This window comes from Marinobacter sp. bablab_jr003, assembly GCF_016464245.1.
Classification (GTDB): domain Bacteria; phylum Pseudomonadota; class Gammaproteobacteria; order Pseudomonadales; family Oleiphilaceae; genus Marinobacter; species Marinobacter vinifirmus.
The window spans coordinates 108068-123432 of record NZ_JADARC010000037.1 but is presented as its reverse complement, the minus strand read 5'-3'; the positions used below and the strand labels follow the sequence as shown (position 1 = coordinate 123432).

Below are 15365 nucleotides of genomic sequence, written 5' to 3'. Positions count from 1 at the left end.
CTCAATAACCGCCGCTGGCACTGACCAGGCGGGCATAGCCTACCGAACCGCGCCCGGCGCCCACGCTGTTGTGCTGCGCATGCTCAAGCAGATACTGGCGCATCTGCTGCAGTTGTTCTTCATCCAGGCGTTGCAGGGCCACCTCTTCCACAGCCGATGGTAAGGCAACCGGTGCAACCGCACCCTGCCCCGCGATGGCCGCAGGAACGTCACCCGGTCGGGAATCCCAGCCGGCCCCGGCACCAAAGCCGACCACCAGCGCCATCACTACCATGGCAGCGACCGGCATGTGCCAGCGCCGGCGCGGCGACCGGGCAACCTCACTGGCCGCTACCTCGCGGCGGCTCCGGCCATCAAGCTGCTCACGCACAGCAGAGGCGATATCCAGGCCTTCCGCCGGGCCGTGGTTTTCGTGCATCAGATCCCGGACCTGCTGCCAGCGCTGCCATTGATCCCGGACTTCGCCCTGGTTGGCATGGGACAACAAGCGCCGAACCGACAGTTCATCCGCTTCGTCGTCCATCATCGCTGACAGGGTCTCTCTGAGACGATCATCCATCAGGTGCAACCTCGTTTATATCTCTGAATGATTCAGCAGCGGCGCCAACTGGCGATCCACTGCATCCCGCGCCCTGAATATCCGGGAACGAACGGTTCCTATCGGACACTCCAGAATCCGGGCAATGTCTTCGTAGCTCAGGCCGTCATACTCTCTGAGCAGAAACGCAGACCGAAGTTCCTCCGGCAAACCGGCGATGGCTTCGCTCAGGGCTTTCTGTAATTGCTCCCGCTGCAGCAGCCGCTCTGGCGAGGCGACGTCGCGCAGGCGACTGCCATCATCAAAGTTTTCGGCTTCGGCAGCATCGGCCGAGCCCTGAGGTCTGCGCCCCCGGGCTTCAAGGTAGTTTTTGGCGGTGTTAACAGCGATCCGGTACAACCAGGTATAGAACGCACTGTCGCCCCGGAAACGGTCAATCGCCCGGTAGGCTTTGACAAAGGTTTCCTGGGCCAGATCCATGACTTCCTGGCTGTCGTAGACATAGCGGCTGATAATAGAGGCCACGCGCGACTGGTATTTCACCACCAGCAGGTCGAAGGCCGCACGGTCGCCGTTACGGACCTTGCGTACCAATTGCAGGTCCGTCTGGCTGTCGGACTGCTCTCCGGGATTCCAGTCTTTATCAGGTGTCATGGACGAAACAGCAGTGTGTCCCCTGTTGCTGGCCACTGGCTTTCTGGCCTTGGCAAAATTTGCTTGAGTCATTGGGCATGTTCCTGCGTTCGTTCAGGCCAAATAGACAGCAAGCGCAAAGTTTAGTTCAATACACGTCCACATTATGGCCCGCGACATCGACTCAATGCCACAGTCCTACGAATACGACGTTCTCATTATCGGCAGCGGCGCTGCCGGCCTGACCGTAGCGCTCAACCTGCCGGAACACCTCAGGGTGTGCGTGGTCAGCAAGGCCGACATCAGTTCGGGCGCCACACTCTGGGCCCAGGGCGGCATTGCGGCGGTGCTCGACGATACCGACTCTGTGGAAAACCACATACAGGACACCCTTAACGCCGGCGGTGGCCTGTGCCACGAAGACGCCGTGCGCTTTACCGTGGAGCACAGCAAGGAAAGCATCGAGTGGCTGATTGAATCCGGTGTGGAGTTCACCCGCCAGGACGATGGCGCCGACTACCACCTGACCCGTGAAGGCGGGCACAGCCACCGGCGCATCATCCATGCCGCCGATGCCACCGGCCATGCGGTATCCACCACCCTGGCCAGCCAGGCTGCGGCGCGCCCGAATATCGACCTGAAATCCGGCCGGGTGGCGGTAGACCTGATCACCAACCGTAAACTGGCCTTGCCGGGCAACCGCTGCGTGGGCGCCTATATCCTGAACCTGGAAGACAACCACGTGGAACTGTTCCGGGCCCGGTTTACCGTGATTGCCACCGGCGGCTCTTCCAAGGCTTACCGGTACACCACCAACCCGGATGGTGCTTCCGGCGATGGTATTGCCATGGCCTGGCGGGCCGGCTGCCGGGTCGCCAACATGGAATTCAACCAGTTCCACCCTACGTGCCTGTACCACCCGCACGCCAAGTCATTCCTGATTACCGAAGCCGTTCGCGGTGAAGGTGGTGTCCTGAAGCTGCCAGACGGCAGCCGGTTTATGGACCGTTTCGACAAACGCGCCGAGCTCGCGCCCCGGGACATCGTCGCCCGGGCCATCGACCATGAAATGAAGCGCCTGGGTGCAGACCACCTGTACCTGGACATCAGCCACAAGCCGGCAGACTTCATCAAGCACCACTTCCCGACCATTTACGAGAAGTGCCTGGGCTTTGGCATCGACATCACCAAGGAGCCTATTCCGGTGGTGCCTGCGGCCCACTACACCTGTGGTGGCATTGTCAGCGACGAACGCGCCCGCACCGACATCAACCAGCTCTATGTGGTGGGGGAAGCAGCCTTCACCGGCCTGCACGGGGCCAACCGCATGGCCAGCAACTCCCTGCTGGAGTGCCTGGTGTACGGCCGCGCCGCCGCTGCCGATATCACCCGCCGGGAATCGGATATTCCGGCACCACCCGCGGCACCGGACTGGGATGAAAGCCAGGTACGGGATTCCGATGAAGACGTTGTGATCTCCCACAACTGGGACGAACTTCGCCACTTCATGTGGGACTACGTGGGCATTGTACGCACCACCAAGCGATTACAGCGGGCCAAGCACCGGGTCGACCTGCTGTCCCGAGAAATCGGCGAGTTCTACAGCAATTACCGGGTAACCAATGACCTGATCGAGCTGCGTAACCTGGTTACCGTAGCAGACCTGATCATCTGCTCGGCCCTGCAACGCAAGGAAAGCCGGGGCTTGCACTACACACTGGACTACCCGGGCCTGCTGAACGATCCGCAAGACACGGTCCTGATACCCACCACCTATCGCACACTGTCTCCCTGACCGGGAGATTCCATTCTGTTTTCAAGGCAATCGACTATGTCTGACACCAACGCATCCAACGACCATATCGACTTTCACCGCCTGTGGTGGCACAGCCGCCGGGGCATGCTCGAGCTGGATGTACTGCTGCTGCCGTTTCTGGAAGAAGCCTACCGGGATCTCGATCCGGAAGACCAGGAGCGCTATCGCAAGCTGCTGAGCTGCGAAGACACCGACATGTTCGAGTGGTTCATGCAGCGCAGCAAGCCGCAGGACCCGGATCTGCAGCGGATCGTGGAGATCATCCTGAACCGTGTCCAGCCGGATTGAACTGAGACTTTCCCCTTCACGGGCGGCCGGCATACTGGCTGCCCTGCCCTGGCTGGTACTGATGGTGTTCAGCCTCGTCGCAGCCCCGGCCAGCAGTCTTTGGCTGCTGTTGCTGCTGGCGCCTGCAGGGATCATGGCTGTTCGCCAGTTCCGGCGTTGCGGGCTGTTACAGGGCCCTGACGCCATTGTTGCCCTGCAATCTGACGCCGACACCCTCACCTGCCAGCTGGCAAACGGGGAAACCCGCACTGTAAGAATCTGCGGTTCGAGCAGCCTCGGCGCCTCCTTCCTGGCCTTGAAACTGCGCCCTGCAGACACCACATCCAGAACTATGTTTGTACTGGTTCTCGGTGCCAGCTCCCTGTTTGGCGCCAACGCCCCGGAGACCGATTTTCGCCGGTTACGGATGTGGCTGAGAGCCGGCCGGCCAACAACGGCTTAACGAATTTTCCATCCCATTGCGGAGAGCTTTATGAACAACCGCCCCACCACCGCCAACCAACATGGCTACGCGGTGCTTGAGCACAGGGTCATGGTCCGCATCAGCGGCCCGGGCACCGACAAGTTTGTTCAGGGCCAGTTTTCCCAGCACGTGGACGACGTTACCCCCCAACAATCACGCCGGGCCGCAGCCAGCACACCAAAAGGCCGCGCCTACTGCCTGACCCGCCTGGTGCGGGACCAGCAGGACCTGCTGATGGACCTGGACCGGGAACTGTCAGACGCCACCCTGGGCCAGCTGAAGAAATACCTGATGCTGTTCCGCGGTACCCGCATGGATGTCGTAGAGCAGGCCCGGATTATCGGCCTGCTGGGCCAGGAGGCCGCCGTAACGGTTGCCGGAGACAACGCCGCCACACTGGGCAGCCCGGGCGATGTAGTGGCTACAGAGAACGGCTACCTGATCCGCATTGAGGACAGCGCCGGGGCTTTACCCCGATACGAATGGTGGCTACCGGAAGGTGCTGCCGAATTACCAGAAGGGCTTCCCGAGCTGACCATAAACGACTGGAACGCCGCCAGCATCGCCGCCGGCGTGCCCTGGCTGACACCAACCACCGTGGAAGCCTACGTACCGCAAATGCTGAACCTGCAGCATCTTCAGGGCGTGCATTTCAAGAAAGGCTGCTATACCGGGCAGGAAGTGATCGCCCGCATGCATTTCCTCGGCCAGCTGAAGAAGAGCCTGTACAGGCTAGCCTTTACCGGCTGCACCCAGGCGCCTGAAGCTGGCAGCAACCTGCTGGCAGGCGACAAAAAGGCCGGGGATGTGGTCAATGCGGTGATGACCTCAGACAACGGGGGCGAGCTGCTGGCCGTTCTGCGTCATGATGCGGACAAGTCGGCACTGAGCCTGGAAGGTAACGACGCCTGCCAATTCGAAGTGCTCGACCTGCCCTACCCGGTACCGGAGCGGGAAGCTGATCCGGCAAGCTGATTATTGCTTGCCGTAACGCTGTAGCAATTCGGCCTTCGGTGGCAGGCTCCAGTCGATCGCAGGCCGGTTCCGGCTGAGCAGCCAGTCATTGGCCCGGGAGAAGTGACTGCAGCCGAAGAAGCCCCGGTAGGCACTCAGGGGCGACGGATGCGGCCCTTCCAGCACCAGGTGACGGTTGCGATCGATATGCCGGCCTTTCTTGCGGGCGTAGCTGCCCCAGAGCAGGAACACCACATCGTCGCGCTCGCGATTGATGGTTTCGATCACCTTATCGGTAAAGGTTTCCCAGCCTTTGGCCTGATGGGCGCCGGCATTGCCCTGCTCCACGGTCAGTACCGCATTCAGCAAAAGCACACCCTGCCCGGCCCAGGTTTGCAGGCAGCCGTGATCGGGCCGCGGATGGCCAAGATCCGCTTCAATTTCCTTGAAGATATTCACCAGGGACGGGGGCGGAGGCACATCCGGCCGGACCGAAAAACACAGGCCATGGGCCTGGCCGGGGCCGTGGTAGGGATCCTGCCCCAGAATCACCACACTCACCTTATCCAGTGGCGTGCTGTTCAGGGCGTTGAAACACAGATGTCTTGGCGGAAACAGCACCTTGCCGGCCTGTTCCTCGGCGGCCAGGAACTCGGCCAGTTGCCGCATGTAGGGCTGACGGAACTCGTCCGTCAGCCACTCATCCCAGCCGCGACCGGGCTTCAGTTGCTGAGCCAGCGCCTCGGCAGGGTGCATCGCTTTACTCGCCTTCCGGCTTCTGCTCGGCCTTGTGCTCCGGGCGCATGGCCGGGAACAGGATAACGTCGCGGATGGACGGCGAATCGGTCAGCAGCATGGCCAGGCGGTCGATACCGATGCCTTCACCGGCGGTCGGCGGCAGGCCGTATTCCAGCGCCATCACGTAGTCGTCGTCGTAGAACATGGCTTCGTCGTCGCCGGCGTCTTTCTCCGCCACCTGGGCCTGGAAACGCTCGGCCTGGTCTTCGGCATCGTTCAGCTCGGAGAAGCCGTTGGCAATCTCGCGGCCGCCCACGAAGAACTCGAAACGCTCGGTCACGAACGGGTCGCTGTCCTTGCAACGTGCCAGGGGCGACACTTCTTTCGGGTACTCGGTGATGAACGTCGGCTGCATCAGGCGATGCTCGGCGGTGGCCTCGAAGATTTCGATCTGCACCTTGCCCAGGCCCCAGATATCTTTCACGTGGATACCCAGGTTCTTCGCCACTTCGCGGGCCTGGGCGTCGTCTGCCAGCTGCTCGCGGGTGATATCCGGGTTGTGGCGCAGGATGGCGTCTACCACGGTCAGGCGCTCGAACGACTTGCCGAAATCGTATTCGATGGTTTCTTCGCTGCCATCTTTCAGTACCCGGGTGTTCACCACGGTGGTGGTGCCCAGTACTTTCTGCGCGATGGTACGCAGCATGTCTTCGGTCAGGTCCATCAGGTCGTTGTAATCGGCGTAGGCCTGGTAGAACTCGACCATGGTGAACTCGGGATTGTGCCGTGTCGACAGCCCCTCGTTACGGAAGTTACGGTTGATCTCGAACACCCGCTCGAAGCCGCCGACGACCAGGCGCTTGAGGAACAGCTCCGGTGCAATCCGCAGGTACATATCGATACCCAGGGCGTTGTGATGGGTCACAAACGGACGGGCGGTAGCACCACCGGGGATCACCTGCAGCATGGGGGTTTCCACCTCCATGAAGTCACGGTCGGTGAAGTACTGGCGCATGGTGTTGATGATCTTCGACCGGGCATGGAACACGCGGCGGCTGTCTTCGTTCACCATCAGGTCCACATACCGGTGACGGTAGCGGGCTTCGGTGTCGGTCAGGCCCTTGTGCTTCTCCGGCAGCGGGCGCAGAGACTTGGTCAGCAGCACGTAGTCTTCCATGGTGACGTACAGGTCGCCCTTGCCAGACTTCGACAGGGTACCGCGCACGCCCACGATGTCGCCCATATCCCAGTGCTTGGTGTCTTTCTGGACATCCTTGGAGGCATAGATCTGGATGCGGCCGGTCATGTCCTGAACCACCTTGAACGCCTTGCGGTCGAGCATCATGCGGCCGGCAATGGCCACCTTGATGCCCAGGGACTCCAGCTCTTCCTTGGATTTGTCACCGTATTTTTCCTGCAGCTCGGCAGCGGTGGCATCGCGACGGAAGTCGTTCGGGAACGGATTGCCCTGCTCACGCATGTTTGCCAGTTTGGCGCGGCGCTCGGCAATCAGCTTGTTGTCCTCGGGCTGTGCAGCGTTCTGGGTGTGTTCAGTCATTTTGGCTCACTAAGAAGTCGGGATTGTCCGGGTGTGGGTGAATGGCGCTGATTACAGCGCCATCTTCAGACTGGCTTCAATAAACTTGTCGATGTCACCATCCAACACCGACTGGGTGTTGCTGGTTTCCACCTTGGTGCGCAGGTCCTTGATACGGCTGTCATCCAGCACGTAAGAGCGGATCTGGCTACCCCAGCCGATGTCAGACTTGGAGTCTTCGGCCTTCTGTTTCTCTTCGTTGCGCTTCTGCATTTCCAGCTCAAAGAGCTTGGCCTTGAGCTGCTTCATGGCCTGGTCTTTGTTCTGGTGCTGGCTTCGGCCGGCCTGGCAGGCCACCACAATCCCGGTCGGGTTGTGGGTCAGTCGCACCGCGGATTCGGTCCGGTTGACGTGCTGACCACCGGCACCGGAGGCGCGGTAAACGTCGACTCGCAGATCCGCCGGGTTGATCTCGATTTCGAAACTGTCGTCCACTTCCGGCGATACAAATACCGAAGAGAATGATGTGTGGCGACGGTTGCCGGAATCAAACGGGGATTTACGCACCAGGCGGTGGACGCCGGTTTCAGTGCGCAACCAACCGTAGGCGTAGTCGCCCTGGATGTGAATGGTGGCACTCTTGATGCCCGCCACTTCACCTTCCTGCAGTTCAACGATCTCGGATTTAAAGCCACGACGCTCGGCCCAGCGCAGGTACATGCGCAGCAGCATATTGCCCCAGTCCTGGGCTTCGGTGCCGCCGGAACCGGCCTGGATGTCCAGGTAGGCGTTGTTGGCGTCCATTTCGCCGGAGAACATGCGGCGGAATTCGAGCTTCTCGAGTTCTTTATCGAGACCTTCGAGATCGGCTTCGATTTCCTGGACGGTACCTTCGTCGTCCTCTTCCACCGCCATGTCGAGCAGGCTTTCGGCGTCCGCCAGGCCGTTGGTGAGGTTGTCGATGGTTTTGACGATCAGTTCAAGATCAGAGCGCTCTTTACCCAGGTTCTGGGCACGCTCGGGATCGTCCCAGACGGTGGGTTGTTCGAGTTCGCGTTCGACTTCGGTCAGGCGTTCACTGCGCTGATCGTAGTCAAAGATACCCCCTCAGCGCTTCAGTGCGCTCGCGAAGCTCTTTGATCTTCGTCACTATGGGATTAATTTCCATGAAACCTTGTCTCGCTTTGGAAAATGGTGCGATAAAAACAGAGGGCGGATTCTACCGGAATTTGTGGGTTAAATCAGCAAGCGGAAAGTACGGAGTATCTGAGTTCCGAGCCCGACCCTGAGGCTTCGGCTCTGGTGCAGGCACAGGGTGGGCGGGAACCTTTCCGGGAGACGCTGTGAATACGTCCATGTACGCTTAACGAAAACATCCATGTTTTCGATACTCCCGGAAAGGTTCCCACCCACCCTGCGCCCAGACTGCGTTCGGGGAGTCTTCGGCTACTTCTTTGCCCTTTATATCTTTCCGTGTCCTTCCGTGTCTTCCGTGGCAAAAAATCTTATCTTTCAATCCCTTATTTTTTCGTGCCCTTTCGTGGATTTAGTGGCCAAAAAATTCACTACAAAGGCTCCAGATAATCCACCAGCAGCTGAAGATTGGTCCGCCCCCGAAACGTATTAGCATCCGGCTTATAAACCACCCGCGCGCCACTCCGGGTAAAGTCCGGCACTTCCGGCCCGGTGTTGAAGGCGATGCCATCGATAATGCCCCCGCCTTCAACCGGCTGCAGCACCAGCTTCAAATGGTTCTCGCCGACAATGCGCTGGCTTACCACGCGGAATTCGCCGTCAAATACCGGCTCCGGAAAATGCTGGCCCCAGGGGCCGGCGCGTTTCAGCAGGTAGGCGGTGTCCAGGTTCAGTTCGTCCGGGGCCAGGGGGCCATCGGTGGTGATGGCCGCTTCCAGGTCTTCCGGTTTCAGGGTATCGCGCACGGCCTGGTCGAAGGCGCTGCTGAAACGTTCCAGGTCGTCCCGGGCGATGGTCATGCCGGCGGCCATGGCGTGGCCGCCGTATTTTTTCATCAGGCCCGGGTTCTTTGCGTCTACCACCGCCAGGGCATCGCGGATGTGCAGGCCCGGTATGGAGCGGGCGGAGCCTTTGAGGTGTTCGCCGTCGTCATCGGGCGCGAAGGCGATGGTGGGGCGATGGGTCTGTTCGCGGATTCTGGCGGCCAGGATGCCGATCACACCCTGGTGCCAGTCCTGGTCGAACAGGGCCAGGCCCCAGGGCAGGCCTTCGATGTCGAGGGACATGGAGGCCAGCAGGTCCTGGGCCTGGGCTTTCATGTCTTTTTCGATGCTGCGGCGTTCACGGTTGAAGTTGTCCAGTTCCCGGGCCAGGCGCAGGGCTTCGTCGTGGCTGTCGGCGAGCAGGCAGCCGATGCCGATGCTCATATCGTCCAGCCGGCCGGCGGCGTTCAGGCGCGGGCCAACCACAAAGCCGAGGTCGGTAGCGCTGATCTCGGTGTAGTCGCGGCCCGCGACTTCCAGCAGGGCCAGGATGCCCGGCCGGGCTTCGCCCTTTCGGATGCGGCGGATGCCCTGCTCCACGAAGATACGGTTGTTGTGGTCCAGCGGCACGACGTCGGCCACGGTTCCCAGTGCGACCAGGTCCAGCAGGCTGCCCAGGTTGGGCTCCGGGTCCGGCAGCAGGTTGTTGTCTCGCAGGTGTTTGCGCAGGGCTGTCAGCACATAGAACATCACACCCACGCCGGCGGCATTCTTGCTCAGAAAAGGGCAGCCGGGCTGGTTGGGGTTCACGATGGCATCGGCATCCGGCAGTTCGTCACCGGCCAGGTGGTGGTCGGTGATGACCACCTTGATACCCAACTCCCGGGCGGCACGCACACCCTCGATGGCGGAGATGCCGTTATCCACGGTCACCAGCAAGTCGGGCAAATCGCCTTCTTCCTGCAACCGGTGGATGATGCCCGGCGTCAGGCCGTAACCATCGGAGAAGCGGCTCGGCACCCGGAAGTCGATGGCTGCCACGCCCAGCATGGACAATCCCAGCATGGCCACAGAGGTACTGGTGGCGCCATCGGCATCGAAGTCCCCCAGCACCATCACCCGCTGTTTTTGCACAATGGCCTCGGCCAGCAGTTCAACCGCGCGATCAATGCCGCGAAGCTGCATCGGTGAAGCCAGGTGTTTCAGGGTGTACTGGAGCTGGTCGTCGGAGTGCACACCGCGGGCGGCGTACAGACGGCGAAGGATGGGGGGCAGGTTTTGCCCCCAGCCCGCCACATCGGACGGCTGGGGGCGACGCAGGATCTTTTTAGGAGTCATGCCGGATCAGGCGTTCTTCCAATGCTTGGCAATAAAGCCCTGCACCTCGGACACACTGTTGTCCAGAACGGTATAACGCTCTTCCCGCTCGAACAGGTCGGCCATGTGGGCCGGCAGCTCGGGCTTCACGCTCAGGCCGGATTCGGCGATGGCGTCCGGGAACTTGGCCGGGTGGGCGGTACCCAGGGTGATCATGGGCACGGCACTGTCACGACGGCAGTTGCGGGCGGCACGCACGCCAATGGCGGTGTGCGGGTCCAGCAGGTATTCGTTCTGCTCGTAAATTTCCCGGATGGTATCGCAGGTGGTCTTGTCGTCCACCGCATCGCTGTCGAACAGCTTGCGGGCGTGCTTCCAGCGATAGTCTTCGATGCTGACCGGGCCCTTGGCGGCACGCTCCAGCAGGTCTTTCACGGCAGCGCCATCACGACCGTGCAGGTCAAACAACAGGCGCTCGAAGTTGCTGGACACCATGATATCCATGCTCGGCGACAGGGTATGCTCCAGCTGGTGCTGCTCATACTTGTTGCCGCTCATAAAGCGATGCAGGATGTCGTTGCGGTTGGTGGCAATCACCAGCTGGCTGATGGGCAGGCCCATTTTCTTGGCCAGGTAGCCCGCAAAGATATCGCCGAAGTTACCGGTGGGCACCGAGAACGCCATGCTGCGGTCCGGGCCACCCAGGGCCAGGGATGCCTGGAAGTAGTATACGATCTGGGCCATGATCCGCGCCCAGTTGATGGAGTTCACCGCCGCCAGCTGGGTTTTGCCGCCCAGGAAGGACTGGTTGCCGAAGCTCTCCTTCACCATGCGCTGGCAGTCGTCGAAGTTGCCTTTGACTGCGATATTGTGGATGTTATCACCCTGCACCGTGGTCATCTGGCGGCGCTGTACTTCAGACACCCGCTGGTGCGGATGCAGGATGAAGATATCCACGTGCTCGCAGCGACGGCAGCCTTCAATAGCAGCCGAGCCGGTATCACCGGAGGTAGCCCCCATGATCACCACGTGCTGGTTACGCTTTTCCAGAACATAGTCGAGCAGGCGACCCAGAAGCTGCAGGGCGAAGTCCTTGAACGCCAGCGTGGGGCCACGGAACAGTTCCATCACCCACTCGTTGGTATCCAGCTGTACCAGCGGCGCGACGGCCTGGTGCGTGAACACGCTGTAGGTTTCGTCCAGCATCTTGCGGAAGTCATCGGCCGGAATGGCATCTTCCACGAACGGATACATGACCTTGTAGGCCAGTTCGGCATACGGCAGGCCACGCCAGCTTCGGATTTCTTCCAGGCTGAAGTGCGGAAGGGATTCCGGCACATACAGGCCGCCATCGGTGGCCAGTCCGGTCAGAAGAACGTCTTCAAAGCCCAGAGCGGGAGCTTCACCCCGTGTACTGATGTATCTCACGTGCGTACCTGTCAGTTAAAGTTTTCAGCGCGGATGCGGACAACCTTGCCGTCAACGTCGGCCAGGGCTTCCATTTCCTCGATGGCCAGGTTCATCTGGCGCTCCTGAACCGTGTGGGTCAGGATGATGACCGGAATACGGCCATCCTTGAATTCGGATTCTTTCTGCATGATGGATTCGATGTTGATGCCATGCTCACTCAGAATCGACGCCACCTTGGCCAGCACGCCCGGGTGGTCAAAGGCCTGGATGCGCAGATAGTAGGCAGACTGAACATCTTCCATCGGCAATACCGGCAGGTCTTCCAGTGCATCCGGGCTGAAGCCCAGATAAGGCACTCGCTGCTGGCTGTTGCTGGCTACCGCACGGGCAACGTCGACCACATCGGCAATCACCGCAGAGGCCGTGGCTTCGTCACCGGCACCGGGGCCGTAATACATGGTCTGGCCGACCGCATCGCCATCCACCAGAACAGCGTTCAGAACACCGTCAACCTGGGCAATCAGGTGGCTCTTGGGCACCAGGGTCGGATGCACACGCAGCTCGATGCCGTCTTCACGGCGGCGGGCAATACCCAAGTGCTTTACCCGGTAACCCAGCAGTTCAGCGTGGGCAATATCGTTCGGGGTCAGCGCAGAAATGCCTTCGGTGAAAGCCTTGTCGAATTGCAGGGGCGCACCAAAACCGGACGCGGCCAGGATGGTCAGTTTGTGGGCGGCGTCGATGCCTTCCACATCAAAGGTCGGATCAGCTTCCGCGTAACCCAGCGCCTGCGCTTCTTTCAGCACCTCTTCAAAGGGCCGTCCGGCACGCATTTCGGTCAGGATGTAGTTACCGGTGCCATTGATAATGCCGGCAATGGTGTCGATGCGGTTGGCCGCCAGGCCTTCGCGCACGGCCTTGATGACAGGAATACCGCCGGCCACGCCAGCTTCGTAGGCAACAACCACACCGGCCTTTTCGGCGGCTTCGAAAATCTCGTTGCCATGAACGGCAATCAGCGCCTTGTTGGCGGTTACCACATGCTTGCCGTTGGCAATAGCAGCCAGTACCAGCTCTTTGGCGGCGTCATAGCCGCCAATCAGCTCAACCACAATATCAACGGCAGGATCATTCACCACATCAAAAATGTCGGTACTGAAGGGCACATCGCCCAGCGCCAGGTCATCCCGGCTGCGGCGACTGGCTACCCGGACAACACGGATGTTGCAGCCTGCACGGCCGGCAATAATCGCTGCATTGCGTTTCAGGACATTGAATGTACCTCCGCCAACGGTTCCCAATCCGCAGATTCCGACATTTACGTCTTTCAAGCTCTCACCTCTGATCCCGATGCGGGGTGCTGATGGATTGCAATAAGGCCGGATAGTATACCGGTTCAGGGCCCGCTGAATAAGCCCTGAATCGGTCACAAGTCACACAGGAAGTCCGGAGCCGCGCTGCGGCTCCGATAACGGGTCAGAGCAGACCCAGACCTTCGGCCAGGTTCCTGGCCGGCACATAGCCGCGAACCATGTTGCCATCTTCCAGCAGAATTGCCGGGGTACCGGTTACACCGACCTGGCCACCCAGGCGGTACTGGTCTGCAACCGGGTTATCGCAGCTCTGCTGAGGTACGTTTTTGCCACCCTTGGCAGCATCCATGGCCGCCTGCTGGTCGTCCGAACACCATACCGACTCATATTTGCGGAACGACGCTGTGCCGGGGCCGGATCGAGGGAAGGCGTAATAGTTGACGGTAATGCCATAGCTGTTGAGCTGGGGAACTTCGTCATGCAGCTTGCGACAGTAGGGGCAGTCGATATCGGTAAAGACATCGATAACCGCTTTTTCTTCGCCGTCGGCAGGGTAAGAGATCAACCCTTCCTTACCGAAGGCTGCCATTTGCTGCTTACGGCTGGTCGCCCGGGACTCTTCGGTCACGTTGGCAATACCGGTGTCGGTAATCTTGAGCAGGTCGCCGGTGAACAGGTAGGCGCCATCGGCCGTGGTATAAATGGTGTCGCCGTTACTGCTCTGCACTTCGTACAGGCCTTCCGCTTCAGATTTCTGCACGGAACTGATCTTCAGGCCCGGCACCGCATCAGTCAGCCGCTTGGCGATGGCGTCTTCGGTTTCACCGGCCAACACGGCGGGCACTGCCACCAAGGACATCATCAGGCCGGTTACCGCGGCCGCAATTTTAAGATTCATGGATCAGAAACTACCTTTTCCGGTTAATAGATTCAGGCATTTTGCTTGCCCGGGGCCTTCGTACGCAACTACCGGCATCATTCCCGAACCTTGCGACAGGGCGCCCCGGCAAAAGTTCACCCCGAGATCAGTCACCGCCACGGGGATGATGGGCCTGGTGCAAATCCTGCAGCCGTTGCCGGGCCACATGGGTATAGATCTGTGTGGTCGAAAGGTCAGAATGCCCGAGCAACATCTGCACTACCCGTAAATCTGCACCATGGTTGAGCAAATGGGTGGCAAAGGCGTGGCGCAGGGTGTGGGGCGACAGGTGCTTGCGGATACCGGCACGCACCGCGTAGTGCTTGATCCGGTACCAGAAGGTCTGGCGGGTCATAGCACTGGCCCGGTTACCGGGGAACAAGGCATCACTGCTCTTGCCCTTGAGCAATTCCGGCCGGGCTTCCTTCATATAGCTTAGCAGCCAGTCGATAGCCTCCTCACCCAGCGGCACCAACCGGTCCTTGCCGCCCTTACCGCTGATACGCACTACGCCCTGGCGCAGGTTCACCCGGTCTACGGTCAGCCCGGTGAGCTCCGACACCCGCAGCCCACAACCATACAGGATTTCCAGCATGGCCCGGTCCCGCAACTCCAGCGGTATTTCCGGATCCGGCTCAGTCAGCAGCGCCTCGACATCGGCTTCAGTAAGGGTATCCGGCAAACGCCGGGGCAACTTCGGGCTGTCGATTCGCAAGGTAGGATCTTCGGCGATGAGACCTTCCCGCAGTAAATACCGGTAAAAACGCCGGATACCGGAAAGCCGCCGGGCTGCCGTACTGGTTTTCAGGCCCTCCGCCAGCCCACGGGACATCCAGGCCAGAAGATCGGTCCTTTTAGCGGACCGCAAGCTGGGCGCTCCGGGCTGTTGCTCCAGCCATCCGGAAAGCCGGGCCAGGTCACTGGCATAGGCCTGGCGGGTTTTCTCACCCAGACCATCCTCGAGCCATATGGCATCCGAGAATTGGCTGATCAGCTGCTCGTCATCCGGCCGCGGCAAGGTATTACCTCATTAATGTCTGTCTGGGCAGCATTAAAGCACAAAAAAAGCAGCCCCTTGAGGCTGCTTTTTTTCAAACTGGCTGGCCGGAAGGCCAAACTCAGTTAAGCTTTTCCTTGATACGAGCTGCCTTACCAGACAGGTCGCGCAAGTAGTACAGCTTGGCCTGACGCACGTCACCACGACGCTTCACGCTTACGCTGTCGATCAGCTTGGAGAAGGTCTGGAAAGTACGCTCAACACCCACGCCGTAAGAGATCTTACGAACAGTGAAGGAAGAGTTCATGCCACGGTTGCGCTTGCCGATAACAACGCCTTCGAACGCCTGCAGACGCTCACGGTTACCTTCAGTTACGCGAACCTGTACAACCACGGTATCACCCGGCGCGAACGCAGGGATTTCCTTGGTCATCTGTTCTGCTTCAAGTTGACTGATGATGTTGTTCTTGCCGCTCATCGTAAT

Annotated in this window: 15 protein-coding genes; 4 read left to right on the top strand and 11 right to left on the bottom strand. The window is 60.2% G+C overall.

Features of this window, described 5'->3' with window-relative positions; genetic code table 11:
- Position 1 precedes the first annotated feature (1 nt).
- Positions 2-559: a sigma-E factor negative regulatory protein gene (locus H3Z84_RS03495; RefSeq protein WP_199456307.1), complete on the bottom strand. Its 558-nt coding sequence runs from the start codon at positions 557-559 to the stop codon at positions 2-4.
- A gap of 15 nt (positions 560-574) precedes the next feature.
- Positions 575-1264: an RNA polymerase sigma factor RpoE gene (rpoE, locus tag H3Z84_RS03490; RefSeq protein WP_286816233.1), complete on the bottom strand. Its 690-nt coding sequence runs from the start codon at positions 1262-1264 to the stop codon at positions 575-577.
- 94 nt (positions 1265-1358) lie between these two features.
- Here rpoE and nadB point away from each other — a divergent pair, with 94 nt between their 5' ends.
- From nadB to H3Z84_RS03470, 4 genes are read left to right on the top strand one after another with little or no spacing between them, the layout of a single operon-like run.
- The gene (nadB, locus tag H3Z84_RS03485) at positions 1359-2966 is read left to right on the top strand and encodes an L-aspartate oxidase (protein ID WP_199456306.1); all 1608 of its coding nucleotides are present in this window, start codon (positions 1359-1361) and stop codon (positions 2964-2966) included.
- A gap of 36 nt (positions 2967-3002) precedes the next feature.
- Positions 3003-3275, top strand: a complete 273-nt coding sequence (locus tag H3Z84_RS03480) for a succinate dehydrogenase assembly factor 2 (RefSeq protein ID WP_199456304.1) — start codon at positions 3003-3005, stop codon at positions 3273-3275.
- Entirely contained in the window at positions 3259-3717 is a 459-nt protein-coding gene (locus H3Z84_RS03475) for a hypothetical protein (RefSeq protein ID WP_199456300.1), read from the top strand. Before H3Z84_RS03480 ends, H3Z84_RS03475 begins: the two co-directional genes overlap by 17 nt.
- Before the next feature lie 30 nt (positions 3718-3747).
- Entirely contained in the window at positions 3748-4713 is a 966-nt protein-coding gene (locus H3Z84_RS03470) for a YgfZ/GcvT domain-containing protein (RefSeq protein ID WP_199456298.1), read from the top strand.
- Here H3Z84_RS03470 and ung read toward each other — a convergent pair whose 3' ends face one another.
- The 9 genes from ung to rplS form a co-directional block, all read right to left on the bottom strand.
- Entirely contained in the window at positions 4714-5448 is a 735-nt protein-coding gene (gene ung / locus H3Z84_RS03465; RefSeq protein ID WP_199456297.1) for a uracil-DNA glycosylase, read from the bottom strand.
- A 4-nt stretch (positions 5449-5452) separates the two neighbouring features.
- Complete coding sequence (gene lysS / locus H3Z84_RS03460) at positions 5453-6988, bottom strand: lysine--tRNA ligase (RefSeq protein ID WP_199456296.1); 1536 nt, start codon at positions 6986-6988, stop codon at positions 5453-5455.
- A 51-nt stretch (positions 6989-7039) separates the two neighbouring features.
- Positions 7040-8135 (bottom strand): peptide chain release factor 2 gene (gene prfB, locus H3Z84_RS03455; protein ID WP_199456295.1). Its coding sequence is split into 2 segments (ribosomal slippage): positions 7040-8062 and positions 8064-8135, totalling 1095 coding nucleotides; the frame shifts between segments, so codons are not numbered across the junction.
- 397 nt (positions 8136-8532) lie between these two features.
- The gene (recJ, locus tag H3Z84_RS03450; protein WP_199456294.1) at positions 8533-10263 is read right to left on the bottom strand and encodes a single-stranded-DNA-specific exonuclease RecJ; all 1731 of its coding nucleotides are present in this window, start codon (positions 10261-10263) and stop codon (positions 8533-8535) included.
- 6 nt (positions 10264-10269) lie between these two features.
- Positions 10270-11670 carry a threonine synthase gene (thrC, locus tag H3Z84_RS03445; protein WP_199456293.1) on the bottom strand — a complete coding sequence of 467 codons (1401 nt, stop codon included), beginning with the start codon at positions 11668-11670 and terminating at the stop codon, positions 10270-10272.
- A gap of 11 nt (positions 11671-11681) precedes the next feature.
- On the bottom strand, positions 11682-12983 hold the full coding sequence (locus H3Z84_RS03440) for a homoserine dehydrogenase (RefSeq protein ID WP_022988896.1): 1302 nt from the start codon (positions 12981-12983) through the stop codon (positions 11682-11684).
- 145 nt (positions 12984-13128) lie between these two features.
- Positions 13129-13863, bottom strand: a complete 735-nt coding sequence (locus H3Z84_RS03435; protein WP_199456292.1) for a DsbC family protein — start codon at positions 13861-13863, stop codon at positions 13129-13131.
- A 127-nt stretch (positions 13864-13990) separates the two neighbouring features.
- On the bottom strand, positions 13991-14902 hold the full coding sequence (xerD, locus tag H3Z84_RS03430; protein WP_022988898.1) for a site-specific tyrosine recombinase XerD: 912 nt from the start codon (positions 14900-14902) through the stop codon (positions 13991-13993).
- A gap of 100 nt (positions 14903-15002) precedes the next feature.
- Positions 15003-15359, bottom strand: coding sequence for a 50S ribosomal protein L19 (rplS, locus tag H3Z84_RS03425; RefSeq protein ID WP_022988899.1), 357 nt, complete (start codon positions 15357-15359; stop codon positions 15003-15005).
- Between the last annotated feature and the right edge of the window lie 6 nt (positions 15360-15365).

Bases quoted from the DNA above. Each gene is read 5' to 3' on its own strand.
- H3Z84_RS03495 (WP_199456307.1), bottom strand. From the start codon at position 559: ATGGATGATCGTCTCAGAGAGACCCTGTCAGCGATGATGGACGACGAA.
- rpoE (WP_286816233.1), bottom strand. From the start codon at position 1,264: ATGACTCAAGCAAATTTTGCCAAGGCCAGAAAGCCAGTGGCCAGCAAC.
- nadB (WP_199456306.1), top strand. From the start codon at position 1,359: ATGCCACAGTCCTACGAATACGACGTTCTCATTATCGGCAGCGGCGCT.
- H3Z84_RS03480 (WP_199456304.1), top strand. From the start codon at position 3,003: ATGTCTGACACCAACGCATCCAACGACCATATCGACTTTCACCGCCTG.
- H3Z84_RS03470 (WP_199456298.1), top strand. From the start codon at position 3,748: ATGAACAACCGCCCCACCACCGCCAACCAACATGGCTACGCGGTGCTT.
- ung (WP_199456297.1), bottom strand. From the start codon at position 5,448: ATGCACCCTGCCGAGGCGCTGGCTCAGCAACTGAAGCCCGGTCGCGGC.
- lysS (WP_199456296.1), bottom strand. From the start codon at position 6,988: ATGACTGAACACACCCAGAACGCTGCACAGCCCGAGGACAACAAGCTG.
- recJ (WP_199456294.1), bottom strand. From the start codon at position 10,263: ATGACTCCTAAAAAGATCCTGCGTCGCCCCCAGCCGTCCGATGTGGCG.
- H3Z84_RS03435 (WP_199456292.1), bottom strand. From the start codon at position 13,863: ATGAATCTTAAAATTGCGGCCGCGGTAACCGGCCTGATGATGTCCTTG.
- rplS (WP_022988899.1), bottom strand. From the start codon at position 15,359: ATGAGCGGCAAGAACAACATCATCAGTCAACTTGAAGCAGAACAGATG.